Origin of the sequence: Pseudomonas neuropathica (assembly GCF_015461835.1) — a bacterium.
GTDB classification, from domain to species: Bacteria; Pseudomonadota; Gammaproteobacteria; order Pseudomonadales; family Pseudomonadaceae; genus Aquipseudomonas; species Aquipseudomonas neuropathica.
In genome coordinates this window covers 161,206-186,153 of record NZ_JACOPX010000015.1, presented here as the reverse complement: position 1 = coordinate 186,153, position 24,948 = coordinate 161,206, and the positions used below count along the sequence as shown (strand labels likewise).

Annotated in this window: 17 protein-coding genes; all 17 read right to left on the bottom strand. The window is 59.5% G+C overall.

Features of this window, described 5'->3' with window-relative positions:
• The 17 genes from H8F23_RS22115 to H8F23_RS22035 all read right to left on the bottom strand — a co-directional run bounded on the left by H8F23_RS22115 (window position 1) and on the right by H8F23_RS22035 (window position 24,940).
• Entirely contained in the window at window positions 1–456 is a 456-nt protein-coding gene (locus H8F23_RS22115; protein WP_194935795.1) for a hypothetical protein, read from the bottom strand.
• An 88-nt stretch (window positions 457–544) separates the two neighbouring features.
• Complete coding sequence (locus tag H8F23_RS22110) at window positions 545–1,249, bottom strand: hypothetical protein (RefSeq protein WP_228759327.1); 705 nt, start codon at window positions 1,247–1,249, stop codon at window positions 545–547.
• A gap of 20 nt (window positions 1,250–1,269) precedes the next feature.
• Entirely contained in the window at window positions 1,270–3,720 is a 2,451-nt protein-coding gene (locus H8F23_RS22105) for an alpha/beta hydrolase (protein WP_194935774.1), read from the bottom strand.
• 9 nt (window positions 3,721–3,729) lie between these two features.
• Window positions 3,730–5,124, bottom strand: coding sequence for a TIGR01777 family oxidoreductase (locus tag H8F23_RS22100; protein WP_194935773.1), 1,395 nt, complete (start codon window positions 5,122–5,124; stop codon window positions 3,730–3,732).
• 138 nt (window positions 5,125–5,262) lie between these two features.
• Entirely contained in the window at window positions 5,263–6,630 is a 1,368-nt protein-coding gene (locus tag H8F23_RS22095; protein ID WP_194935772.1) for a lysozyme inhibitor LprI family protein, read from the bottom strand.
• 102 nt (window positions 6,631–6,732) lie between these two features.
• Window positions 6,733–8,079: a T6SS immunity protein Tli4 family protein gene (locus H8F23_RS22090; RefSeq protein ID WP_194935771.1), complete on the bottom strand. Its 1,347-nt coding sequence runs from the start codon at window positions 8,077–8,079 to the stop codon at window positions 6,733–6,735.
• Window positions 8,079–11,465: a hypothetical protein gene (locus H8F23_RS22085; RefSeq protein ID WP_194935770.1), complete on the bottom strand. Its 3,387-nt coding sequence runs from the start codon at window positions 11,463–11,465 to the stop codon at window positions 8,079–8,081. The genes H8F23_RS22090 and H8F23_RS22085 overlap by 1 nt, the downstream gene beginning before the upstream one ends.
• Window positions 11,462–13,942, bottom strand: coding sequence for a type VI secretion system Vgr family protein (locus tag H8F23_RS22080; RefSeq protein WP_228759326.1), 2,481 nt, complete (start codon window positions 13,940–13,942; stop codon window positions 11,462–11,464). The genes H8F23_RS22085 and H8F23_RS22080 overlap by 4 nt, the downstream gene beginning before the upstream one ends.
• Before the next feature lie 28 nt (window positions 13,943–13,970).
• Window positions 13,971–14,972, bottom strand: coding sequence for a serine/threonine-protein kinase (locus H8F23_RS22075; protein ID WP_095119789.1), 1,002 nt, complete (start codon window positions 14,970–14,972; stop codon window positions 13,971–13,973).
• The gene (locus H8F23_RS22070; protein WP_038359322.1) at window positions 14,969–15,697 is read right to left on the bottom strand and encodes a PP2C family protein-serine/threonine phosphatase; all 729 of its coding nucleotides are present in this window, start codon (window positions 15,695–15,697) and stop codon (window positions 14,969–14,971) included. The genes H8F23_RS22075 and H8F23_RS22070 overlap by 4 nt, the downstream gene beginning before the upstream one ends.
• A complete protein-coding gene (tssM, locus tag H8F23_RS22065) occupies window positions 15,697–19,236 on the bottom strand; it encodes a type VI secretion system membrane subunit TssM (RefSeq protein WP_194935769.1) in 3,540 nt (1,179 codons plus the stop codon). The genes H8F23_RS22070 and tssM overlap by 1 nt, the downstream gene beginning before the upstream one ends.
• Window positions 19,237–19,249: 13 nt before the next feature.
• Complete coding sequence (gene icmH, locus H8F23_RS22060) at window positions 19,250–20,125, bottom strand: type IVB secretion system protein IcmH/DotU (RefSeq protein ID WP_016985783.1); 876 nt, start codon at window positions 20,123–20,125, stop codon at window positions 19,250–19,252.
• A 5-nt stretch (window positions 20,126–20,130) separates the two neighbouring features.
• Entirely contained in the window at window positions 20,131–21,462 is a 1,332-nt protein-coding gene (gene tssK, locus H8F23_RS22055) for a type VI secretion system baseplate subunit TssK (protein WP_007920300.1), read from the bottom strand.
• Between the two features lie 2 nt (window positions 21,463–21,464).
• Window positions 21,465–21,965, bottom strand: coding sequence for a type VI secretion system lipoprotein TssJ (tssJ, locus tag H8F23_RS22050; RefSeq protein WP_095119786.1), 501 nt, complete (start codon window positions 21,963–21,965; stop codon window positions 21,465–21,467).
• Window positions 21,966–21,970: 5 nt separating this feature from the next.
• Window positions 21,971–23,167: a type VI secretion system-associated FHA domain protein TagH gene (gene tagH, locus H8F23_RS22045; protein ID WP_007920298.1), complete on the bottom strand. Its 1,197-nt coding sequence runs from the start codon at window positions 23,165–23,167 to the stop codon at window positions 21,971–21,973.
• An 18-nt stretch (window positions 23,168–23,185) separates the two neighbouring features.
• The gene (locus tag H8F23_RS22040; RefSeq protein ID WP_194935768.1) at window positions 23,186–23,326 is read right to left on the bottom strand and encodes a type VI secretion protein; all 141 of its coding nucleotides are present in this window, start codon (window positions 23,324–23,326) and stop codon (window positions 23,186–23,188) included.
• Window positions 23,327–23,419: 93 nt separating this feature from the next.
• Window positions 23,420–24,940 (bottom strand): sigma-54 interaction domain-containing protein, encoded by a 1,521-nt coding sequence (locus H8F23_RS22035; RefSeq protein ID WP_016985781.1) that lies wholly within the window; start codon window positions 24,938–24,940, stop codon window positions 23,420–23,422.
• Between the last annotated feature and the right edge of the window lie 8 nt (window positions 24,941–24,948).

The following is a 24,948-nucleotide window of genomic DNA, read 5'->3' as shown; positions in this document are numbered from 1 at the left end:
TCACTCCTCATCCATCGGCGACGATTCAACGTCGGTCATGCTTAGCAGCCGAAACTCATTGTTCACAAACTCGTAGTAACGATCCCGGTTACCACTTTCCAACGCATTCCCCTGCGCATCTTCTTCGCCGTCGAGCGTGATGCCGGACACGATGATCATGCGGCTGTCGGGCTGATAGGCCATGCCGAAGGTGCTGCCGTCGTAAGCATTCGGCAGACCGCCAACGACTTCCCCAGTCTGAGCGTCCAGCACTTCGCCGCAAATGGCGCTACCGCCACAACCGAGCCTGTGCAGGATGTAATGGCCGGCGAAGTTGACCTTGCCTTTCAGGGCTTGCACCCGTGCCTGATCCATCATTGGGCTGCTGTTTTCTTGCGGCACCAGCTTATGGTTGGGGCCGGTAAAAACTGGCGTGATGGTGTAATCCTTGAAGGTTGGATCGGCAGCGAATGCCATGGATGCGGCAACCAATAACAGGCTGCCGAGAAGAACCGAAAATCCTTTCACGCTGTAACTCCATCGACGCAAGTCATTGTGGGTGTGTTCATTCGAAGGCAATGCCGCGCACCGCTTTCTTGATTTGCTCGAATCCTTCGTTGCTGATCGCCAACGGGGCGGATGAGCCCGATTCCGCCAAGCCGATCAGCACGTCCTTGCCCCTCAGCAGGCAAAAAGCGATGCGGGTAATGTGCCGTCGTGATTTGTCGTGGAAACCGAAGATGAACCCCGAAGAATTCTCCCCTCCCCATTGTTCGAAGGTGTAGGTATTCGCACGACCCGCCAGAGAGTTGGGCACCCAGCCCTGATCGGTACGAGTCGCCGGACACCTGCGGTCGTTGTCGTCACGCAGGACTTGCACCGCAAACGCATCGTCTACCGGGGGTTTCCAGTCGGTGAGAAGCGAAAAGTACTCCGAGTTTTCACACATCAAACCAAACCACGGCTGGCTCAGGTCGCCATGTTTCTCGAAGTGCCAGTCGGCACCACTCGACGTCTGCGCTTGCCACAAGCTGGGGGCGCTGGACGGTTTGGGCAGTTGTTTGGCTGCGATGAATACCGAATAGAAATCGTCGAACTTCAGCCATTGGTTCTGCAGCAGCGGCATGGAGAACCGACACGCCCCCATGTCGACAACTGTCTCGGTCGGGCCTTGCGCAACCGGCGACTGGCCGGGCTCGTTACCGACCAATACAGGACCTGCGGCAGTCACATATTCCACCTGTAAAAACGCGACCAGACCAAAGATCAATTCGCGGAGGCATCGTAGTTTCACTTTGCATCCTTCGAATTGATCAATTCCAACTCACCATCCCGATACACCACCTCACACCCCACCCACGCCGGATCAACCTGCGGCATCACCGCCGATGGCTTGCGCAACTCACGCAACAGAGTCGAGCCATGCGACAACCGCCCACCCATCCGCGCTATCACCGCCCGCGTGGTTTGGTAGTGCGCATGCCGCCCCGGATCAAGGGTGTCTTCGAGCAGGATGTCGACGCCGAGGATGCCCTGCACCTGCCCCGGATAAATCATGAACCCGGTCGCTTGCTCCGCACCTTCGCGACCGTCCTGCCAGAAGCTGCCATCGCGGGTGCGCACGTCGGGATGCGGCGCGAACCAATGCTCGCGATCTGCCAGTGGCATGGCGTGGTGCAGGCGGAAGAAGATGCGCATCAGGTTGTCGCGATACCACTCGCGCACTTGCAGGTAGTAACCACGCAGGCCCGGCAGGCCGGTCGAATGCGCTAGGCGGATCAGCCCTGACCATTGCGGGAATGGCTGCAGCGGCAGATCGCTCGACGCGGGCCGAGGCGTAGCAGGATCGGTTTCCCACGGCAATCGATGCGGACTGTTTTCAAGGTTGTCGTAAGCGGTCGGCGGGCGGCCCAGCCAATCGCCGCCACTACTGGCCAGCGTCGTAGCGATGCACAGATTGCCCTGCACCACGAACACGTAAAACCGGGTGAACCAGTCCGCGAGTTGCTGGCCATCGGCAGCTTGGACGATGAGTTCGGCCAGTTCCCGATCGAAGCGCTGCAAGCCGTTTTCAAGATTCAGCAAATGCCCGCGAGCCTTGCGTTGCATACGCAAAAACAGCGGCAACGAACGCAGCATTTTGAGCGGTTGCCACGGCAGATGCGGCGTCGCGCCACCAACTTCACCGGCGTAGTTAGCGGCGCTGATGCCCCAGTCGGCCAGCCGAGCGAGAAACAGATCATTGTTGATGTAGGACGCGCCGCCGAACACGGCAGTGAACGGTTCGTTGTCCTGCAGCACTCGTGCATCCCAACGCGCCATGATCGCCGGGATACTTACGGCGGCGCGGCGCTGGGCGTACTCAACCAGCACGCTCGGTTGTGGCGGCAGGATCTCGGCGATGTTGGCGGCCGTCAGGTGCCGGCGCCAGCCGTAGTCGCTGATTGGCCGGTATTGCAGCAGCCACAGTTGTGAGCCGTCCCAGGCCCATTCGACGTCGCCGGGCACGTAGTGGAACACGCGCAGCACGTCTTGCAGAAAGCGCCACAACAGGTCTTCGGTCAAGCCATGGGCCGGCGTGAACGTGCCGCTGCGCCACGCATCACCGAGCCGCGAAAGCGTTGCCCGCGAGGGGCTGACGTGACCGTCGGCCAGCGATTCGAGATGGCCTTCCACCCATTCCAGTTCTACCGAGAGATGCCGCACAAAAGCGATCCCGGACACTACCGGGGTGATGAAGCGTTGCACCACCACTTCCTCGACGCCTTCGGCCGTCAGTTCGGCAATGCGTTTCGGCACATTGGCGGTCGGTTCGCGCAGATAGGTGGTGCTCAAACCGGCATTCGCGGAGTCGGCCTGATCTTCACCGTAACTGGAGGAGCGCACCGCCCAGGTCACATCAGGTTGGGCGGCGAGAAATGCCGGCAGACGCGGATCGTCGCAATCGTTGAGCGTCAGTGCCGCCGGCACCGCTTGCCGCGCCAGTTCAGCAAGGCGCAAACGCCCGCCCTTGGTGTGCGCGACAAATCCTCGCTTGCCCGACTCCAGCCACTGCGCGAATTCGGCGGGCGAGTCGATCCACGGGTAATGACCCCAACCGGGTTTGAGGCTGATGGTCAGATCGGCGCGGGCAAGAATCGCCGACCACGCCGCCGCTTGCTCGATGCCGAGCACCGCGTCCTGATCGCCCCAGACCAGCTCGACCGGATCGGTGATCCACTCCAGCAGCGGCAACGCGGTATCGGCGCGAATCAGATCCCAATGCGGCACGAACGCACGGCAGCGCGCATAGCCGGCGCCCATGCGCTGGTACTGCGCGGGCGTCCAGATCTGGTTGGAAAACTTGCGCGCGAACAGCGTGGGTTTGTTCGACAGCAGCCAGTGGATGGTCTTGCGGATCGGCAGCGGCGACATCAGTGCCGGCAAGCGACGCTGCCACAAAAACGCACCGACCGGCGCCAACAAAACGCTGCGGGAAAAGTGTCCGGGCCGACGTTGCAACGCATGCAACACCAGCAAGGCATTGACCCCGACCGCCATGATCGCGCTGCCCTGCTCCGTCATCGCCAACAAGGTCTGCGCGTAGTCCGCCAGATCCTCGCAAGGCGGCTGCGGATTCGCGCCGAAGCCCGGCAACTCCAGCGGCACGACTTCGTAGCGCTGGAAGTGCGGCAGCGCGTCATCCCACCAATCGGCAGCGCTGCCGTTGCCGGCCAGCAGATACATCAAGGGTTTGCTCATGGACGATCCTCAGGTCAAATCGCGCAGAGCGGCATCGAGGGTGGGATAACGGAATGTGTAGCCGGCCTCGGTCAAACGCTGCGGCACCACGCGCTGACCGTCGAAAAACAACTGCGCCATCTCCCCCGCCATTGCACGCACTGGCGCGGCGGGAATGTGCAACCACACCGGACGCTTGAGGACCTTGCCAGCCTGCTCGGCGAACGCTGCCTGACTGACCGTCTCGGGCGCGACCATGTTGTAGGTGCCACGCAGAGTGTAGTCGTTGAAAGCCCGCGCGATCACCTGAAGCACATCGTCGCGATGCACCCAACTCATGATCTGCTGACCATCGCCCATGTGCCCGCCGAAACCCAGGCGGAACGGCAGCAGCAGCGGTGTCAAAGCACCGCCGGGGCCGAACACCACGCCGAGACGCAGCACCACCTGACGCACGCCAAACTCAGTGGCCGGTTGCGCGGCGGCTTCCCAACGCGCGCAGAGTTCGGCCATGAAACCGTCGCCCTTGCTGGCGTGTTCGTCGAGGCTTTCGCTGGCATCGCGCACGCCGTAGAAACCGATGGCCGAAGCTTGAATCCATAGCGCTGGTTTGTGCTTGGTGTTCTTCAGCCAGGTCATCAACGCTTCGGTGGTGCCGACTCGACTGGCGAGCAGTTGCGCCTGACGCTTGGGAGTCCAGCGTGGGCCGGCGACAGGGGCGCCGGCGAGATTTATCACTACGTCGAAGGTGTCGTCGTGGCTGAGTTCGCTAAGCGAATGCACGCAGCGGACGCGGCCGTTGAATAGATTGGCCGCGCTCAACGGATCGCGCGTCAGTACGCTGACCGAGTGGCCGGCGTCGAGTAATTGATTGACCAAGGCTTCACCGATAAACCCGGTGCCGCCGGTGATCAGCACGCGTTTGAAAGTGCTGTTGGCAAACGGGTTGGATTGGCTCGGCGCCTTTACCGAAGAAGCCTTTCGGCGGTCATGCCGATACAACCAGAACAGCGGCGGCAACAACACTAGCAACGCAAAACCGTCGAGCCACAGGTGCGACCAGACCTGTTGTTGCGCCGAGAGCCACATGTCCTGCGGCGCCCATAACAGGATGCCGGCGCTCAACCAGCCCCAGACTGCCGGGGCTTTCAAGCGATTGCCCAAGTGCACCAACGCGAGCATGTACAACGAATAACTTTGCAGCGTCGCGCCGAACAGCGCGAGCCACCAGACTTGTTGTTCGTGGCCGGCCGCAGGTACCGCATCGGCGCCCCAGAATGCGAGTTCGAGGGTGTGCAGATAGCCGTCGAGTAATCCGGAATGGCCCGCCCAGGTCAGGGTGAGGCCGGCGAGAATGTGCACGACTGCGGCGGCGTATAGCCAGAGCACTAACGCGGGGCGAAGGGAGTTCGAGGGGGCTGGCATTCCGTGTCCTGAGCGCATTCCTTGGGGGTGGGGAGTTTAAAGGAAAATCGCAGTCGTCAGATGCTCAAAAACTAAACGTTTTACCGGACGGATTCAGACCCAACGACTGCGAAAACGCATCAGACATGACCCGGCATTTCAGATGCAGTGACTGGCCTTGATCGGCGCCGTACCTGTCGATCCCAATCGCCCCACGTTGAAGATGCCCAACTGATTACCTTTGTCAGCCGCCATTTGATAACAGGCTAACGCCCGGGACATATCCTTCGTTCCAAACTCGCCACCCTCGAAGGTCGAGGCCAGATAATTCATCGCGTCTGTGGAACCCATGGTGATCGCCCGAATGACCTGCTCTTTCGCCTGCTCGGGATGGAGGCAAGGGCCGTTATAGTCGGTGGAGTTTCCGACACAAAAAAACGTGGCATAGGCCAACGCGCCACTCGGTATTTTCGAGGCCGCTTTGAACAGCGCCTCAACCTTAGGGGTTTCCAACTGAGACGCCATTTGCGAAAGGCTTAGGCTTGCCGCCGACAGGCTCGCCTGTGCATCACCCGATTCTGCAGCACACACAAAATTTTCCAGCGACGCTTCAATCAACTCCACAGTCAGCGGGTATTGCTCAAGAAACCCCAGCCCACCTAGCGCTTCGGCACGCTGATAACAGAAGTTCTCGGCGCGGCTCATTCCCGGGTTCTCTGTTGCGACAAGATCCTTCTCACTGATCGACCAATCCTCAATCCCCTCAAGCACCCAGCACGCCTGACGAGAGAAGTTGAAGATTTTCACATTGCTGTTACCCGCCCGTTTATCCACAACGTTGACGTGACTGTCGTCGACCTGTTCGATCTCGACTCCAGGTGTCTTGCCGGGTGTGATTGCAGCCATCAGCGGATAGGTGAACGTTGTTCCACTAACTCCCGAGGTCGAAGGCTCAAAGGTACTTCGATCCTTCCCAGCTACCGGTTTCAACACCAGCGACTTGACCGTCATTGCAGTCAGACGGCGCTGTGATTCGCTGTTGGCGGAAAACGCTGTCAGGAAAGGCGCGAACTCCTCCGAGGGGCAAGCGTCGCTGGTCGGTGCCGTCGAAGCGCTCTTATCGGATGCAAGCGCAGGGACAATCTTGTCCAGATACGCCGAGCGCTCGCGACTCATTCTAGCGATGCACGAGTTAACCGCGAACACATGCGCCGGCATCCCCGTCTCGATTTCGAATGCCTCCAAAGGGCAGTTCGCATCGCGCAATTTCAACCACGCACGTTGCGACTCTTTAACCTTCGCGGCGTACTCCGCGCCCAATGCCGGATCTGCTCGATAGTCAGACTCAAGTCGCGTCATTAGCTGCTTGTAGCTGAAATTCAACTGCGTATCGGCAGCCTTCTTCGCCGCCTCCGAGCAGGGCACCATTTCCAGACTTGAGGTGACATGGCTGCAGTCATCCTGCGCATAGGCCGCTGAAACTGGCAGTAGTAGCGCGGCTAGCAGGGTAAAAACAAAACGGTTCAATGTGTTCTTCCTTGAGTCATTCAGGTTTTGCGGGGGAGGCAGATTTACCCAAGTCTCCCTTACGGAAAAATCTGCGCTATTTGCGCCCCCCGGATTCTGCTTTCACTTACCGGTCAGTTTGTCCATGCCCGGTTGTAGGCGGAAGCTTTTCAGAATGCTGAGGAAGTCTTCCTTGCTCTGCTCAAAGGTTCTGACTTGTGTTGAAGCGTAATTCTCGGCCTTCAACACCATGCTCGGTTCATATCCCTTGTTGGCCAGACCTGCGGTCATGACGAATCGCTCTGTGGCCTCAGTTTCTTTGCCTTGCGGGTCCGTGGGCTTGTAATACTTGCCGCCCATGATTCCTGTGCGCGATCCGATTTGCACTTTTGAAGGGCCGAAGGTTTGAATGACGCCGGCACTTGGGAATGGGTTGCCCATGATCGGCGTGGTCAATACCGGGAGCAGATTAAGGGCTTTGCCGATGTCGTCACTCAAACTCAGGCTGTAAAGCAGGTTCGGATTGTCAGTGGGATGCCAGGCCATGGTGATCGAGTAGTGGGCTTTGCCATCATCGGCGATGAAGCCGAAGGGCAGGCAAAAGCCAGTCTCTTTGGGTATCTCAAATTCGGCGCGTGTGCGGAACCGTGCTAGCAGATCACGGGCGGCAGGAAGCAGTTTTTCGAACGAGCTTCTGTGTCTGGAATAGGCGCTCTGCTGGCCGAAGGCAAAACGATAGACGCGCTCGTCGCGCCATAGCAGGACGATAAGCTTGTGGGGGTGACGAGCGCCGTAGGCGTTTGGCATGCCGAATTCGAAAGAGGACTGTTCGGCATAGAGTTCGTCTGTTGGATAGCTGTCGAACTCTTTCTGGTAGGTTTCAAGTTCAAGTTCGAGTTTTTCAGTAGGTTTTTTTTGTTCTTTGAATTCAGTGATTAGGCCCGGTAACAAAACTCGCTCTATGGTTGCTCTACCCAACTTGTCAAATTTCTCCCTAAGCTCGTCTCTTTCATCCTCTAAGGATTTGTATTGATCAGGATCCGAGCGCGACAAGTCACCGGTCATGGCTACTGAAATTTCTTCTATTTTATTTTTTATAACTCGTTCTTTCGCCTCAACCACGCTTGGGCTATGTCTGTCGACCAGTTTTTTAAATGTTTCGAAAGTAGTTTTTGGACTGACATCTATAGTGACGAGGCTGTAAGCATCATTTGTTGGATCGCTGCCGTAATTAAGTTCTTTGTCCTCCAGTCTTATGTCCGGAGTGTAGGTGGCAAAATTGAGGCGGTCGGTATAGTCCCACTGGTCGTTCAGTAAGTGCCATGATGTATCTTGATTGATATCAAATAGCGAGCGCCCTAGGCATTCAGTGTTGGTGATTGTTGTGGTATTAGCGTTTTCTGCTTGCGCAGTTTGGGTTAAAAGAAAATAGCAGCTGAGTAAAATGTAGATTGGCTTAATAGGACGCATTATGAATTTTCCGTGACTCGGTTATTGTTTAAAGCTGCGACAGCTATATCTTCACCTTCCTTTTTGTTGGGTTGTATTTTAGCAAGTATGGTCTTGCTGAAACCGGAGTCATTATTTTCATTTTTTGTCCAGTTAACAGGAAATGCTGTTATAAATCCGAGGATTTCTCTTGGCATTCCGCTGGGTTTGTATTTTTTCCAGAATTCAGTTTCGAAAGGCATTGGCTTTTCTTTTTTACCCGTCGACATGCCTGTATCTGTTTTTAGATTTTTTTTCCAAGTCGGCCAGATTGATACATCGTCACCTGGGATAAAAGTAAAGGCTTCTCTGTATGCATCAGAGTTCTTTTGCGCTTGTTTCTGAATCGCCTTCCAGGTTTCCGGTGACGCAGGTTCATCTATCAAACTACCCAGCAGCGTAGCGGGCCGGACTTTGACGCCTTTATCTGTGGCGTCAAGCGCAAACAACTTGCGCCACAGCTTGCCTCGTAACGCCTTGATCTCAGGGCAGACGGGATGTTGTTTTTTTCCGTTCACTGGAGCAGGTGTCGAAACCGTGCCCGATACGATCACAGCCAACTCGGAGTCTCGATCACCCAACTGGCTGCGATCATTGATGTTTGCGCTGCCGAGTATCGCCACACGATCATCTGCAATAAGCAATTTACTGTGCACGTAAATCTGTTCCGTAACCGGCTGGTCGAGCAGTTCCCATGACCGAAGATTCAAGAGAGTCAGGTATTTCGACCATTTCATTTTTTCATAAACCTTGAGCGTGTCAGTTCCGTCTCCAGCGAGCTCTATACCGGCCTTCGCGACCGCTTCCGATCTGCCTCTATCCATCTGCTCCTTCATCGCCATCGCCCGCTGCACTCGTTTTATCAAGCTCTGCTGGCCCAGAGAAATGCTTTGCATCGTCAGGTGAACTTGAGTCATCAGATTGATCGCGTTGAGCGGTCCTTCGGGGTGCACGGGAAGAACCATGTAGACATGGAAGTTCTCGCCCATTTCGATCGCGCGTTCAATTCGATCGGCCAGCGCTTCGCACAGCGGGTTTATCAAGGCGGTTTGTGGCTTTTGCAGGAGGTTCAGGCCTTCGACGGTTGACTGGTTGGTCAACACCTGCATGATGCCTTGAGTCAATGCTTCGGCTTCTTTGTTTCGTATCATCTCTGCCAGTGCGAAATAATTGATCTTGTGCAATTTTTTCGGGTCTTTGTCGACTTCATCCAAGCGCAGTCGCGTTTTATAAGTTTCAAAGTCTGGCAGCCCGGAAATGTTCATCAAGCTTTGCGTTGGCCCTTTGATCAGGTCGGCCGAGGGCTTTGTGTCCTCGCCATACGCACTCTGAAAAAACTGATTCTCAATGTAAATGAAATGCTGCGCCCCCGAGATCGCTTGCAGCATGGCCTGCATGCAATTTGCCTGAACGCCTGTCGGGGCGGAGGCTGGGGCTTTGGCGCCTGACTTGCTGGCGCCCTGGCGTTCTTCGGTTTGCATGCGCAGCGGAGCGCTTCGCAGTACTTGCATGCTCATTTTGCCCTTTGGTGCGACACGTTCGGGTTGCGCGAGGTAGTGCGGTTTGAACGGGACGGGCTCAAGGTTCTTGTCAGCGAACTTCAGCAGGCCGGTCAGCACGCTTGGCATCTTCTGCACTTTGCCGTCGAAGCGCGCCTGCAGGCTGTTCCAGCGATCAATGAAATTGCGCGACAGGTCATAAACCGAGCTGCCTTCCAGGCGCATGTGCACGTCATGCCAAGGCATGCGCGGTTGTTTGATGCTGTCGAGCATCATGCCGCCGGGTGGCAGCAGGCGGGTCGCGGGGTCGGCCAGGTACGAATAGGGCTGGCCCGTTTGAGCATCGCTCAATCGGTCGAGAACCGAGTGCAGGTAGAGGACAAAAGGGGTGGAGATCTGTTCGAATTCCGTCATCGCCTTGGCGGTGATAATCGGCGTTGGCGTGTTGTTGAGCCAGGCATAAAACGCGCCCAGCCCTGTTTGCTGGATCCACAGGCTGGTGAGTTCGCTGCCTTCGTTCAATAGCTGCTCGCTGATTTGACCGCCGGACTTAATGACTTGGCCAGCCCAGGCGGACAAGTCTTGTTGAAACTTGTCCGCCTGCGGAGCAGCGCGCTCTACCCAGGTCTGCACTTCACCCTTGAGGCGGGTGACCTGAGTTTGCAACTTGGCGCGACCCGGCTGAGTGACCGCGGTCACCGCAGGAATTTTCTGTTGCGCGCGCACCAGCCAGTTCTCGACGCGCTGCTGAATGGCCGAGGCTTGCTCCGGTTTGTTCAGCGCCACACCAATGGCCTCGCTGATGGATTTGGCTTCCTGGCGCAGTTCAGTCAGGGCACTGTCGGTTTTTTGCAGCGTCTGGACTTCATGATCAATGGTGCCGACGGCGCCATCGAGCGAGGTTTTCCATTGGCGCAAGCTTTTCTTCCAGCCTTCCAGGTTGTCTCCGGTCAACTGTTGCTGGATGAACTCGGCAATGTAGATCACACCGCCGGTAGAGTACGCAGCACCCGCACCGAGCAAGCGCAGGCCGTCCTTGCCCTTTTCGGCGAACCATTCGCCGGCGTCTTTCTTGGCTTCCCGCAGCACGTTGAACATCTTGTTATCTTTTGCCCATGCCAGCTTGCGCTGGGCTTTGCTCAATACATCACCCTCCATCAAGGCTGCGCCGATCAACTCGACGGTGGTCATGTACGGGTATTGCTTGTGGGCTTCGATTTCCTTGATCGGCGGGATGCACGGGTTGTAAAACTCGTTGGCGGTTCGGCCTTCGGCGGCCAGACGAAAGTTGTTGTCATCGCGGCGCCCGTAGGCGAGGTCGATCCCACCGACGTAGGCGATTTCGTTGTCGATCACCACCATCTTCTGGTGATGGGAAAAGAACAGACCAAGGGTGCCCATGTCACTTTGCTGGATCGCCGGCAGGCACCAGACTTTTTTCTTCGCGAGACCGGCATTCAAAACAAACGCGGCCACCATGGTTTCCAGATCACCGGTATCAACGGCGGCCTTCGGCGACAGCCAAGGCATGAGGTAGATGTCCGGCGCCGCGCCTTTGTGCAACGCATGGTGCAAGCAGTCCCACAGCCGGGTTTCACCCTCCAGCCGCACTTCGTAGTTGATCTGCCAGCCGGAAATGAAGATGGATTTCTTAGCGTTTTTTATCGCATTGGCGACATCTTTGAAGTAGTCGCTACCGGTGGTGAAAAACTTCACTTCGTTGCCCGGGCGCTCAGGTGAGAACGCTTCGCCGTATTTGGCATTGCCTTTGATGAACCAGCCAGGAGCGGAAGTAGCGGTGTAGGCATCGCCTTCTTTTGAGTTCAGTTGGTTCAGTTGCTTGGGCTGAACGCCGTTCAAGTTGCTCATGCCTTAAATCCCTTTAATTTGTCGAAGAGTGCAATGCCGTCGGTCAGTGACAAGTTTTCGAAGGCGCTGAGTTTGTCTGTGCCGGCTTGTTCGTGACGGGCGTTGGAGTGGGGCTCGCTGCTGAAGTCCATACTTGCCAGTGCCAGCAGTTCACGCTGTTCTTCAGACCAGCCGGTGTCGGTATGTGCCTTGAGCGCAACGCATTGACCTGGATATACCAGCCAGAACATTTCCGGATTTTGTGGGTATTCGAGGGACAGCTTCTTCTGAACAGCATCGGTAAGGGTGACTTTGCCTTCGTCATCGGTTTCGCCTTTGGCGATGACGTCGCTTTCCGGCACGCGACCGATTTTTTTCCAGGTCGGCTCACTCATTTTGATGATGCGCCACGGTGTGTTCGCCAATGCAAAGGCGCCTTCCCCCGGGCGGTCAGCCAGACGAATGTCAAAGCGCAGGTTCTTCACCGGGGCGGGTGGGACTGGCGATCGTGTGTTGCCCTGAGCGCGATCCATCAGGCTGCCGGCCTTATCCTTGTCCGCCGCGACCGGCAGCACTGGCGGCTTGATGCCAATGCCGGAGCCGGATCCCGCCGAGCCACCCGCATTGATCTTGATCACTGGCCCAACAACCGTAACCCCACCGCCATCAAGCTTGATAAAGCTCCCACCCCCAAGAATGGTCAGCTCTGTCCCCGCCTCAATAACAATCTTGTCCCCAGCCTTGAGGTGAATCTCTTTCCCCACGCTGGTCAGCTGCGCCGTGCCCAACTTCACATGCTGGTTCTGCCCAACCGTCAGGTGATCATCCAGCTTCGCTTCAATCTTGCGATCAGAGATCGTGGTGCGGTGTTCTTCAGCCTTCAGCTCGGTGTAAGTGTTCTTCACCACCGTGTCGTGACGTTCATTGCCGACCCGAATTTTCTGGTCATGCTCAACGTTTTCATCCCAATCACGCTGGGCATGAATGTAGATCTGCTCCGCACCTTTCTTGTCTTCAATGCGCAGTTCGTTGTACCCACCGCCACCTGGGGAGCTAAGCGTTTTGAACACGCTGCGAGTCTTGTTCGCCGGCAGTGCATACGGCACCGGGTTTTCCTTGTGGTACAGGCAGCCGGTCACCAGCGGTTGGTCGGGGTCGCCTTCGAGGAAGGTGACGAGGACTTCCATGCCGATGCGCGGGATGCTAATGGCGCCGTAGCGGTCTCCGGCCCAGGAGCTGGAGACGCGCAGCCAGCAGCTGGTTTTGTCGTCGGCCTGGCCTTCGCGGTCCCAGTGGAACTGGACTTTGATGCGGCCGTACTGGTCGCAGTGGATTTCTTCGCCTTTGGGGCCGGTGACCATGGCGGTCTGGCTGCCGAGTACGCGCGGTTTCGGGTGTTCGAGGGCCGGGCGGTAGAACACGTCCCACGGGGTGGCGAGGAAGGTGTTGCGGTAGCCTTGGTGAAAGTCGTCTTTGTTGTCGGTGGTGTCGCTGGTCACGCCTTCTTCGAGGACTTGCGGCTGTTTGCCTTCGTGGAAGAGTTCGGTGAGCAGCCACAGGTCGTTCCACTCGCTACGCGGGTGGTCGGACATTTCCATGAAGTGGCCGCTGACCAGTTTGGTCTGGTCGCCGCGACCTTCGGCCTGGCGGTAGTCGGCGCGGTGGCGTTCGAGGACGCGCTGGCTGAGGAACTTGCCACGGGCGCGGTCGATGAAGCGGCCGGGGTAGTCGTAGTCTTCCAGATCAGGCTCGGTGCTCTCGCCGTCCGGTTTGTACGCCGCTTCCATTTGCAGGCGCGGTTTTTCGAAGTCGTAGTCACGGCGCGTGGTGCGGCTGGTGCGGGTTTCCAGGCGCAGTTTGAAGCCTTTGATCACCGGTTCTTCGGCGACCATGCCGCTGCCCTGCACATACGCGGTTGGCTGGCCGAGTTTCTGGAACACGGTCTGGTCGTCGCCGAACACCAGCAGGTGGCCTTTGTCGCTGTGCTGGAAGTGGTAGTGAATCCCTTCCTCTTCGCACAGGCGCTGGACGAAGTGCAGGTCGGTTTCGTCGTACTGCACGCAGTAGTCGCGGTCCGGGCACGGCTCGCTGAGCTGGAAGCTGTAGGCGTTGCCCTTGATGCCGTGTTCTTCGAGGATCAGCGCGATGATTTTCGGCGCTGACATCTGCTGGTAGATGCGCTGGTTGGTGCGGTGATGCAGGTATTGCAGTTGCGGCACCATCGACACTTTGTAGCGGGTCAGGCGCTTGCCGGCATCGCCTTGGGCAACGCGGTAGATCTGCCCGTGGATGCCCGAGCCTTGTGGATCAAATGCGAGAAACGCCTGCTTATGCAGGAGCTGTTCGAGGTCCAGATCCGGGTTTTCGCTGACCAATTCCAAGTCGAAACGATACGGCTGGCTGATGCCTTCGGTGCCGGTGAACGACAGCACTTGCAGGTCGCCGACGTAGTCTTCGACCTTGAGGCTGAAGTGGGTTTCGTTAGCTGGGTTGAACATAAAGTGCTCCCTGTTCGAATGTCATCCGTTACGCCCGAAGTCGCAGACGTTGCAGCCAGGACGAAGTGGCGCCCAAGGCGTCACGCAATTGTTGGGCAGTGATGCTGCGTTCTGCCGGGTCGAAGCTCAGCGCGGTTCGCAGCGCTGGCCAGCCGTGTTTCGGTAAGTTCGCCGGTGCTTGCAGCTCGCGCTCCAGATGCTCGTCGCGGGCCTGGGTCGAGGGCAAGCGGCGGAACGGGTGTTTGCCGCCCGCCAGTTCATAGATCACGCAGGCCACGCCGTACACGTCCGCGCTGGCCGACAACGGTTGGCCCTCAAGCAGTTCGGGGGCGGCGTAGCCCGGGGTCCAGGCGTTGAAGCGTTCGCGGCTCAGGTGCGGCAGGCCGGGCATCACGCCCTCCTCTGCCTGACCGAGGCCGAAATCGAACAGGCGCAAGCCGTCTTCGCTGAGCATGACGTTGCTCGGTTTCATGTCACCGTGCAGCACGCCGCGACCGTGGGCGTAGGCCAGCGTGTCGAGCAGCGGCAGGACGATGTCGCGCAGCTCTTGCCACGGCAGGCCGAGGGGCCGCTCGCAGAGCAATTTGTCCAGGGTCAGGCCACGCATGTATTCCATGGTGATGAAGGCCCGCTGGCAATCGGTGTCGACTTCAAAAGTGTGTGCACGCACGACGTTGTCGTGGCGCAGGCGCCGGGTCAGGGCGAACTCGCTGTAGAGCAAGGCACTGGCGTCCGGCGATTCGGCAAATTCTTCGCTGAGGATTTTCAGCGCGATGTAAGGATCGGGATCACCGAACTGTTCGTGCAGCAGATCCCGCGCCCGGTAAACGGCGCCCATGCCACCGGCCCCGAGCAGGCGCTCGAGGTGGTAGCGACCGGCGAGTACGTCCGGCAGTGCACCGATGCTGGCCTTGGTCGGCGCCAGCAAAGGTTCTGCCTTGTTTTCCTTGGCGAAGGCGAAGTAGGTCAGGTTGTTGGCCTGTTCTTCGCTCATCAGCAAGTCATCGACTGAGGATTCGATTTCAGTCATTGGCGGATCACCACGGCTGTCAGGTTGTCGCGCGCGGCGCCACGCAGGGCACCGTCGAACAAACGTTCCAGCGCCACGTGCGGCGCGCTGAGGCTGAGGGCGTTGCCGAGGGCATCGCTGCTCAGGCCCTGATACAAACCATCGCTGCAGAGCAAAAACGCATCACCCGGATAGACCTCAAGTTCGAGGACATCCAGGGTCAGTTGTTCGGCGGCGCCGACGGCTCGGGTCAAGGCCTGAGCCGCCGGGTGTGCCGCCGCTTGTTCGACGCTCATTTGTTGCTCGTCGATCAATTGCTGTTGCAGCGAATGATCCTTGGACAGCTGATACAGCCGCTGCCCGCGCCACATGTAACAACGGCTATCACCGGCCCAGATGCAGGCCGCGCGATTACCTTCCACCAGCAGCGCCACGACGGTGCTGCCCATGATGCTGTCGTGGCGTCCGGCGGTCACCGTCAACTCCTGCCCCAAGCGCCGGTTCAACCAGTGCAGGCACTGGCGAATGGCTTTGAGGCGTTCGTCGAAGTCCTCGTGTTGCGGCAGTTCAGCCAGGCTGGCGACGATCAACTGGCTGGCGATGTCGCCACCCTGATGACCGCCCATGCCGTCCGCGACCACCCACAGCCCCTGCTGTGGCGAGTCGAGGAAGGCATCTTCGTTGCGCGCCCGCACCTTGCCCGGGTCGGTCCGCGCCGCGCTGCGCCAGGCACTGGCCACCAGCATCAGAGCTGCACCGGCATACGGAAGGTGCGCAGTACGCCCATGTCGAACGGGTTCGGCGTGCGCTGGCTGGTCAGCAGGTAGTTGGCGCGCAGGCCACCTACGTCGGCTTTCAGCACCAGCACGTCGCGACCGCTCAGGTACTCGGTCTGCATCAGGTCGAACAGGCGGAACAGCGACCATGGGCCGGAGTTCTTCTCGATGCCGATCGGGCGCCCGGCCATTTTGTCCATGACCAGACTGGTGCGACCGTCTTCAGCATCGGTCGGCCATTTGAACGACATTGGCAGGATCGGACCGTGGCGGTATTCCATGGTCTTGTCGCCGAACTTGAACTCGGAACGGCTGACCGCCGGATCGAGGGTGTACGGCTCCAGTTTGAACTGCACGGTCGGCTCGGCCGGGTTGATCGAGAAGAAGCTCTGCCGAATCGTCAGCGCCGCCGCCATCTGGTCCAGATACATTTTCGACACCGGCAGGCTGTGACCGTCGACGCTGCGCATGCGGTAGTTGCCCGGATCGCCGCTGACGAACGGACGCAGGTAGCTGTCGAAGAAGCGGTCGACGGTACCTTGAGCGCGGAAGAACTCACGGAAATCGCTGATCGCTACGTCGCTGGTGCTGCTGGCGCTGAACGGATAACGCTTGCTGATGGTTTTGCCATACACGCTGTACAGCTCGTTCTGATAACGGCCGTTCAGGTACTGGTAAGCATCGTTAAGCACCAGACGCCACGAGTCTTCGGCCAGCACGTTGAACCACACGCTGAGCGGACGCGGCAGACGACCGGAGGCATTGCGCAGGTTGGTCAGCGCATCACGCTGGCCGCTCATGCGGGTTTTCGCCATTTCGAACGCGGCTTGTTCCGGCGTGCTGGAACGGGCCAGACCGGCCAGTTGCAGTTGCAGGTCGTTGAGCGCGCTCAGTGCAGGCGTGAGGTCCGCCGCCGGGCCGTTGTTGTCATCGAGCAAACGATGCAGCGGTTCGAAGCGGCGTTGCAGCGACTTCTTCGCGGTGTCCGGCAGGGTCTTCGCCACGTTCAGGGCCGAAGCCTTGTCCGCCACGGCAGAGGCCAGTTTGCCGACTTTACCCAGTTTGCCTTTCTGCCCGGCCAGTGCATCAGCAGCGTCGCCAGCTTCTTCGACAGGATCTGCAGCGGCCTGGAAGCGGGTGTTCTCACGCACTTCGGTGAGCAACGCCAGTACCGGCGAGTTGGCCGAAGTCAGGCCCGCCAGTTGCTCAGCGCCTTCACCGGCGTCGCTGATTGGCGGCAGGGCCACCTGGCCTACGGCTTCACTCCAATAGTTGGCGTAGTCGCGGAAGTACAACTGCTCCAGCTCGACCATCAGACGACGCAAGTCCATGTCGCTGATGCCGGCGCCCTCGCCCAGTACCCAGTTGTCACGCAGGATGTCGGTGACCAGCGCCGAACCCTGTACCGAGAAATACTGCTGATAACCGGTTTGCGTGTAGAACCCCGGGATCACGTATTCGGTGCCGATAAACAGCGAGCCTTGTGGGCCGAGGTGTTGGCTGAAACGATAGTCCGGCAGGTTGCGCGCCTGCTCGCGGAGCATGCGGTAAACCACGGTGGCCAGTGATTCGCTGCGCAATACCTGACGCGCCTGAGTGACCAATTGGTCGTTCAGCGGGTAGATAAACGGCTGCTTCAGCAGGCGATCGAGGTGCGCACTCAAACCGTTCTGTACGGCGGTGTTGCCGGTATAGCGCGTCGACCAGTCAGTAGCGACCCAGTCCTTGAGCCACGCGGCATCGCGACGATCCTTCATGTTCAACATCAGGTACGCGCGCAGGCTGTTGAGCAGGCGGTCGCGGTCCTTCATGTTGGCGCGGATCTGCCCTTCGAGCATGGTCGCCACTCGTGGCAGCAGTTGCTTTTCAAGCTCGCGCTCGTAAGCCTCTTTGACCACTGGATTGACGTCTTCACCCTGATACAGACCGCCGCGCTCGTGATACGACACGTCGCCCTTCTTCGGGAACACCTGCGTCGCGGCGTAGCTGGTATCGAGGGTTTTCAGCACGCCCATGGCGTCATCACGCGGCGACAAAGCCGTGCGCTGCTGCGTCCAGTTCTGCGCCAGGTTGCGCAGGTTTTCCAGACGCTCGTAGTTGGCCGAGAAACCGCCCGCCCAAAGCATACCGAACAGTGCCAGCGAGGCCAGTGCACCGACGTACAGCGCACGCTGGCCCCAATGGATGCGGCTGCGTTCGCGCTTGTCCAGACCGGCCAGATCGGCCTCTGGGAAAATCACCTGGCTGAACAAGTGATGGATGAACCGCGAACGACCGCTGCGCAGGGTCGGCAGCACGCCGGCGCTCATGCCGAGGCTGGCGCCGATGCCGGCGGTGGTCGCATCCATCTCTTGAGTCAGGTGCGGCGCGCTGGTCAGGTAGAAACCACGCAGTTGCGTGGCCCGCTGATAGCGGTTGCCGGTGAACGCCATGTCGACGAACAGGCACAGGCGCTCGCCGATCTGCCCCAGTTGATGCGGGAAGTCGAGGATGCGGCCACGGCGCTGAGTGTCGCGCTCGGAGTGCATGCGCATGATCACTTGGCTGTTGAGGCGACGCAGCAGCTCTTCGAACTCGTTGCGCAGCACAGCAACGTCAGTGCCGACCTGATCCTTGCGGAAACTGGTGCCGAGCACTTGATCGCTTTCTTCGCGGGTCAGTTGATCGAAGAACTCGTCGAAGCCGAGCAGCTTGTCAGCCTTGCTCAGGACCAGATACACCGGCACGTCGACGTGCAGTTTCTGATGCACGTCCTGCAGGCGACCACGTACCTGGCGCGCCAGGGTATCGATGTCCTGTTCGCTGCCGCCGAGCAGGGTTTCCACCGGAATGGTCACCAACACGCCGTTCAACGGACGCCCGCGACGACGCTTGCGCAGCAGCTCCAGCAAGGTGGTCCAGGCGCTGCCGTCGACTTCTGCGTCAGGCTGGGTCATGTAGCGCCCGGCGGTGTCGATCAGCACACCGTGGTCGGCGAAGTACCAGTCGCAATGACGGGTGCCGAGGGTGTCGCGGGTCAGCTTGCGGTCGATCTTGTTGATCGGGAATTCCAGACCGGAAAAGTCCAGCAGGCTGGTCTTGCCGGATGCCTGCGGACCGATCAGCAAGTACCACGGCAAGTCACTGCGCCAGCGTTCGCTGCGGCCGCGATACAGGCTCGAGGTCTTCAGGGTTTTCAGCGCGTCTTTGAAGCGCGCCTTCAACTCCTTCTGTTCTTCGTCGATCAGCTCTTCGCGGCGAATGCGGTCCTGGCCGTCCTCGCTTTCTTCCTCGGCTTTCTTGCGGATACCGCTGCGCCAGCTGACGAAGACCATGGTCAGGCCCCAGATCAGGAACAGCACAGCGATGGTCAGCAAGCGAGAGGTCGCGCTCTCCCAGAACTTGTAGTCATCAACCGCCAACAACGGGCCGACGAACCACACCAGCAGCGCCACGAACAGCACCAGCAGCAAGGTCCAGACCCAGGTCTGGCGCAGGAAGGCGCCGACTTTCTTGAAAAACTTTTTCATCACACGTCCCTGTTTACGGCTGCGACTGCGGTTGCACCGCGGCCGGATCAAGCGGCTGATAAGGTTGCAGAACGGTGTCGCGCTGCTCGCCCAAGACCCAGGCGAAGCCCGAATACATCACCACCAGACAGACGAAAGTGAACAACACCACCATCCACGCCGGCACGATGCGCACCAGGTTGCGACGCTGATCGTTCAAGCCTTCCCAGTGCGGCGACAACTCGCGCGGCACGTCGCCACGCAACTGACGGATCTGCCGGTACAAGGCGTCACGGATGCCTTCGAGTTCGAGCATGCCGCGTGCCTGGACGCGGTACTTGCCCTCGAAACCGAGGGACAGGCACAGGTACATCAGCTCGAGCATCGGCAAGTGCTTGACCGGGTTTTTCGACAGTCGATCGAGCAACTGGAAGAACTTCTCGCCACCGAAGGTTTCGTTGTGGAAGCTGCTCAGCAGGCTCATCTGCGACCACTCGCTTTCGTTGCCCCACGGTGTGGTCACGACAGCTTCGTCGACCACGGTGCAGAGCACGTAACGCGCGGCCATCACCTGGCTGCTTTCGGCGCCGTTGTGCAGGGCGCGTACTTCAAACAATTTCAGCCCGGCAGTCAGACGCTCGTTGAGTGCGTACAAGTCTTCGCGGGTTTCGCTGTGCTTGAGGCGCACCACTTCCGAAAGCAGCTCGGACGAGGCCGCCACCAGCGAATTGAGGCTGATATTGAACGCTTCGGCCGGGCGCAGGCGCGCGGCGTAGATCATGCGTTCTTCCAGTTGCTCGAAACGCGGTGGCGCGGCGAAGTCGGTCAGCGGACTCGATGCCGGTCCGTGGCCCTGACGATCGAGCAGGACGGTTTTGTCGTCCTGGTTGTAATCCGTTTCCTTGATCATGTCGGTCAGTTCCTGATGGCCCAGAATTTCAGTTCAAGCTCGGCGAATTCGCCGGACACGTGGAACGCGAACCCGCCGGAGCGCTCGAGTTGTGCCAGGTCTTCGGAACTGAGTTCGAGGATGAAATAGGTTTTGTTCGAGTGGAACGCGATCTGCCGCGGGGCCACCGGCAACGGTTTGACCTTGATCCCCGGCAAGTGCAGGTTGACCAGTTGGCGGATACGCTCCACCGGGCCGACCTTGAGGTGCGCCGGCAAGCGGTGGCGCAGTTCTTCGGAGTCGCAGTTGGCACTGGCTGCCAGCACGAACGACGCCGAGCCGAGCAGTTTGTGGTCGTGCAACGGCGAGACGATGATGCCGTATTGACGTGCTTGCAGGATCAGTTCGATGGCGTGCTGTTCGAGCACCATCGACAGCACCTGACGAATCGCTTCCATCAGTTTGCGGAAGCTGCCGCCCTGATCGGCGTGGGAGTAGCGGCTGTCCAGACGCGGGCGTTTGCTCTCGCCGGAAAAGGTCGCCAGATCGCCGAGCATGGTCAGCAGCGTGCGGTACAACTCTTCCGGGTGCACTTGCTCCAGGCCGAGGTAGTGGCGCAGCAGCAGTTCGGTGCGGTTGATCAGTTGCAGCATCATGAAGTCGCCGACTTCGGCGCCGCCAACCTTGCCGTTGGAGCGAATCCGCTCGGCAATCGTGTCGCCACGGTGGTTGAGCATGCTGATGACTTCTTTCAGGCACGACAGCAGATAGCTGGAAGCGTGGGCCTGAATGTAGGTCGGCACGAAGTCCGGATCGAGGCTGATCACGCCGTCCGGCGTGGTGTCGAGCACGTCGCAGATTTTCAGTTTCACGTAGGCCTGATCGCTCTGCTGCTCGCCGAGCAACAGTTTGAAGTCCGGGCGACCGCAGCTGACCTGGCTGGCGGAATCGTCGCCGGCGTTGGAGTCGGCCACTTCGGCGTCGTACGCGGTGTAACGCGCGAGCACGTCGGACTGCTCCGGACGGCGCGACTCGATGTGGTTGCCGGTGACCAGCGGCAGCGCCAGGTAGATCGGCGTGTTGCCGGTGTTTGGCGGTACGTCCAGCGCCAGCGGCTCAGTGTTGCCACCGAGTTCGAACAGGCTGCCGTCCGGCAGAATCCCCGAGGCTTCACTGATCACCAGTTTGCCCATGTTGAGGAACTGCAAGTCGATCTCCAGATTGAGGAAACCCCAAGTGTAGCCACCGAGCAATTGGGTGCGGGTTTTCATCTGGTGATCGTAATAACGATCGTTGTGCTGGAAGTGCTGCGGACGCAGCAGCATGCCTTCCTGCCAAATGACTTTATGGGTATTCATGATCAGTCATCCGCCTTGGCGAGCACTTGATTGGTGTTGCGGATGCCGGTCTGGTCCAGAGTCAGATCGACTTCGGTGACTTCCAGCGGAGTGATCTGAATGGTGTGGCGCCATTGGGTGTCCGGCAAGTCGCGGTAAGCGGCGAGAACGCCCACATAAAGGCTGCCCTCTTCCACCTTGAGCTTCATCTCCACGGTTTCACCCGGGCGCAGCTCGAGTTCTTCGCTGGCCACCAGATCCGGGTTGAGGGATTCCTTGGCGCGTTCGTAAAGGCTGAAGAAGTCAGCGTTCTCGAAGGTCACCGGGTGCTTGAGTTCGAACAGGCGCACGACGATCGGCGACGGCCGACCGTTGAGGTCCGGGTTGAGCTGATCGCTGCCGGTCAGCTTCAGGTTGATCTTGGTCACTTTCGAGTACGGCGACAGCGACGAGCAACCGGCCAGCAGCACCAGTACGGTGAGCGCAGTCAGCGTCTTGAAAAAAGCGGTCGAGCGGCGAGACATGCGCATCATCCTTGGTGGTCGGTGTGGAGGGTGGAGATCAGGCGGATCTGTTCTTCGTAAGCCTGGGCGAAGTCACGGGCCAGCAGACGCTCGCTCCAGTCATCGTCCTGACGCAGCGCCTGGTGATAGCGGCCGAACGCTCTCCAGCGTCCGCCCGAGGTGGCGATCAACGGCTTGTTGTCACGTTCGAAACGCAGGGTCAGTTGCTCTGGCGAGAAGTGCTCCAGGGTGCCGCGCACGGCGGCGCGGCTGGCGGTCAACAGTGCCACTTGATGCGCCTGCAGATCGCGGAACGCACGGGAGATGGCTTGCTCGGCCGGCAGATGGCCGGGCTTGCTCGGCTGCAACAGAATCTGCAGCGCTTCGCTCGGATCGACGGCGAATTTCAGCGGATTCTTGTTGGTGCCTTGCACGGTGGTCTGGGCCAGACGCAGTTCGTTTTTCAGCTCGGAACGGGTGCGCAGGCTCTGCTGCAATCCGCCGATGCTTTGGCGCAGCAAGCGCGCGGCGTTCAGCGCCAAAGCTTCGCGTTCGTCGTGGCTGAGGCCTTTGACATCGACGCCCAGCGCCGCACCGAAGTGCTCCCAGAAACCTTCGCTTTGACGCTCAACGGCTTTCGGTGCCGGAGCGGGCTCAGGTTCGACCGGAGCGGCAATCAGCTCCGGCACCATCAGGCTTTCCATGTCGATGCGCGCGTAGTCGGCACGCTGACGGGAATCCTCAGGCTTGGTATTCGGCGCCAGCAGTTCGTCGATTTCCGAGTACACACGCTCTTGCTGCTCGAGAGCATTGAGCGGGTCGAGATCGAGGAACGCGTCGTCGGGAATGATGCTGCCGGCGGCACGCGGACGGCCGACTTCACCGTCGAACGTCGCCGGGTCACGGACCAAGCGCGCGCGAATCTCGAAGTCACCCAGCACGTAGGTGCTGCCGTGCTCGATGCGCACCGGTTCGCCTTTGTGCAGGCGTGCGCCGCTCTCGCCGTCCTGGACACCGTTGCTGCTGGTGTCGGTGAGGAAGAACGTGCCCTCGCGGTAGCTGACAATCGCGTGGTGATTGGACAGGTGACGCTTGCGGTCAGGGATGATCCAGTCGCAGTCCTCACCTCGCCCGATCACGCCGCCGGCCTGTTTAAAGGTCTTCTGGCACAACTCGGTGGGCACGAACTGCTTGGTGTTCAGCATTTCGAAAACCAATTCCATGTTTGATGCTCCTTGCGGTCACTTGCCGCGATTGACCGCTTGCGGATCACCCAACGGGCGATAGTCGTTGTCGTTGAATTTGTAATTGCCGCTACAGCCGCCAAGGCCGCATAGAACGACGAGGGTCAGCAGGACAGCGTGCCAGTGACGAAAAGACATCAGAGGGTCTCCAGGTGTAGACAAAGCACAAAGCGCCGACCCTTGCGGGCGGCGCTGAAATTGGTTTTTGTGGGGATTTCGATGACGTTTTGCCTACCCATCGAAATCTCCCAGATTGATATTCAGACGGCCGAGGCGGTACAGCAGCGTGCGTCGCGGCAAGCCCAGTTCGCGGGCGGCGAGGGTCTGGTTGCCGTCGTTTTTGCGCAGGCAATCGAGCAACAAAGTACGTTCGACCTGCTCCAGACGTTCGCGCAGATTCAAGTGGCTGTTGTCTTCCGGCATCGGCTCCATGCGCAGGGAGAAATGCTCGGCGAGCAACTCGCCGCCCTCGCACAACAGCACCGCACGCTCGACCAAGGCCTTGAGTTCACGCACGTTGCCGGGGAAGTTGTAGCCGGACAGGTGTTCCAGCGCGGCGCTCGACCAGCGCACCGGATCGCGTTGCAAATACGTGCAGGTCTTCTCGGCGAAGTGCTGGGCCAGTTCGAGGATGTCGCCTTCACGCTGACGCAGCGCCGGCAGCTCGATCGGGAATTGCGCGAGGCGGTAGTACAAGTCCTCGCGGAACTTACCTTCGCTGACCAACGTCGACAGATCGCGGTGCGTCGCAGCGATGATGCGTACGTCGATTTTGTGGGTGTCATTGGAACCCAACGGACGAATTTCGCCTTCCTGCAACACGCGCAAGATCTTCGCTTGCAATGACAACGGCATGTCGCCGATCTCGTCGAGCAACAGCGTGCCGCCATTGGCCGCATCGAACAGGCCGGCGCGGTCGCGGTCGGCGCCGGTGAAGGCGCCTTTGCGATAGCCGAACAGCTCGCTTTCCAGCAGATTTTCCGGAACCGCCGCGCAGTTCTGCACGATAAACGCCTGGGAACGGCGCGGGCCGCAATCATGAATCGCCCGCGCAACGACTTCCTTACCGGTACCGGTTTCGCCGCGCAACAACACGGTGTACGGGCTGTGCAGGACTTTGCTGATCAGCGAATGGGTCTGGCGCATCGCCGCGCTTTTGCCGATCAAGCCATAACCACTGATGCTCGGCACGCTGCGCGCCACCGTGGCCGATTCCGCCAGCGGCTGACGCAAGCGTTGCAGCAGATGCAACTGGCCAAGCACGAACGAGCCAAGTTGGCCGAGGGAATCAGCGAAGCCTTGCAGGTGGGTACGACGTCGACTGGCGCATAGCAGCAAGCCTTCGACCGCCTTGTGCTGATTGACCAGCGGCACGCACAACAGCGACTGCCACGGCGAAGCCGCCGCCGGCAGAAAACTGGTTTCGTGCAGGCTGCCGCTCAAGTCGTCGAGGCACACCACGCGGTTCTGGCACAGGGCGAATTGCAGCAGTTGCTCACCGTTGTAATCCGCCGGCAGGCTCGCCGCTTCACGCGGTTGCAAGGCTCCGTCTAGGCACTCGGCGTTCATCCCCAGGCACGTGTGGGTGGCGTCGAGCAGATACAGCTGCGTCAGTTCGCAACCGCTCAGCTCGGCCAGACCACGCACGAAGTCACCCAGCAACGCAGCACCGTCCGCCGCCCGCGACAGACTGGCGAACTGCGCCAGCAACGCTTCGGCATAGACCAGTGGCTGCGGCACCTGAGTGAACATCACACCCA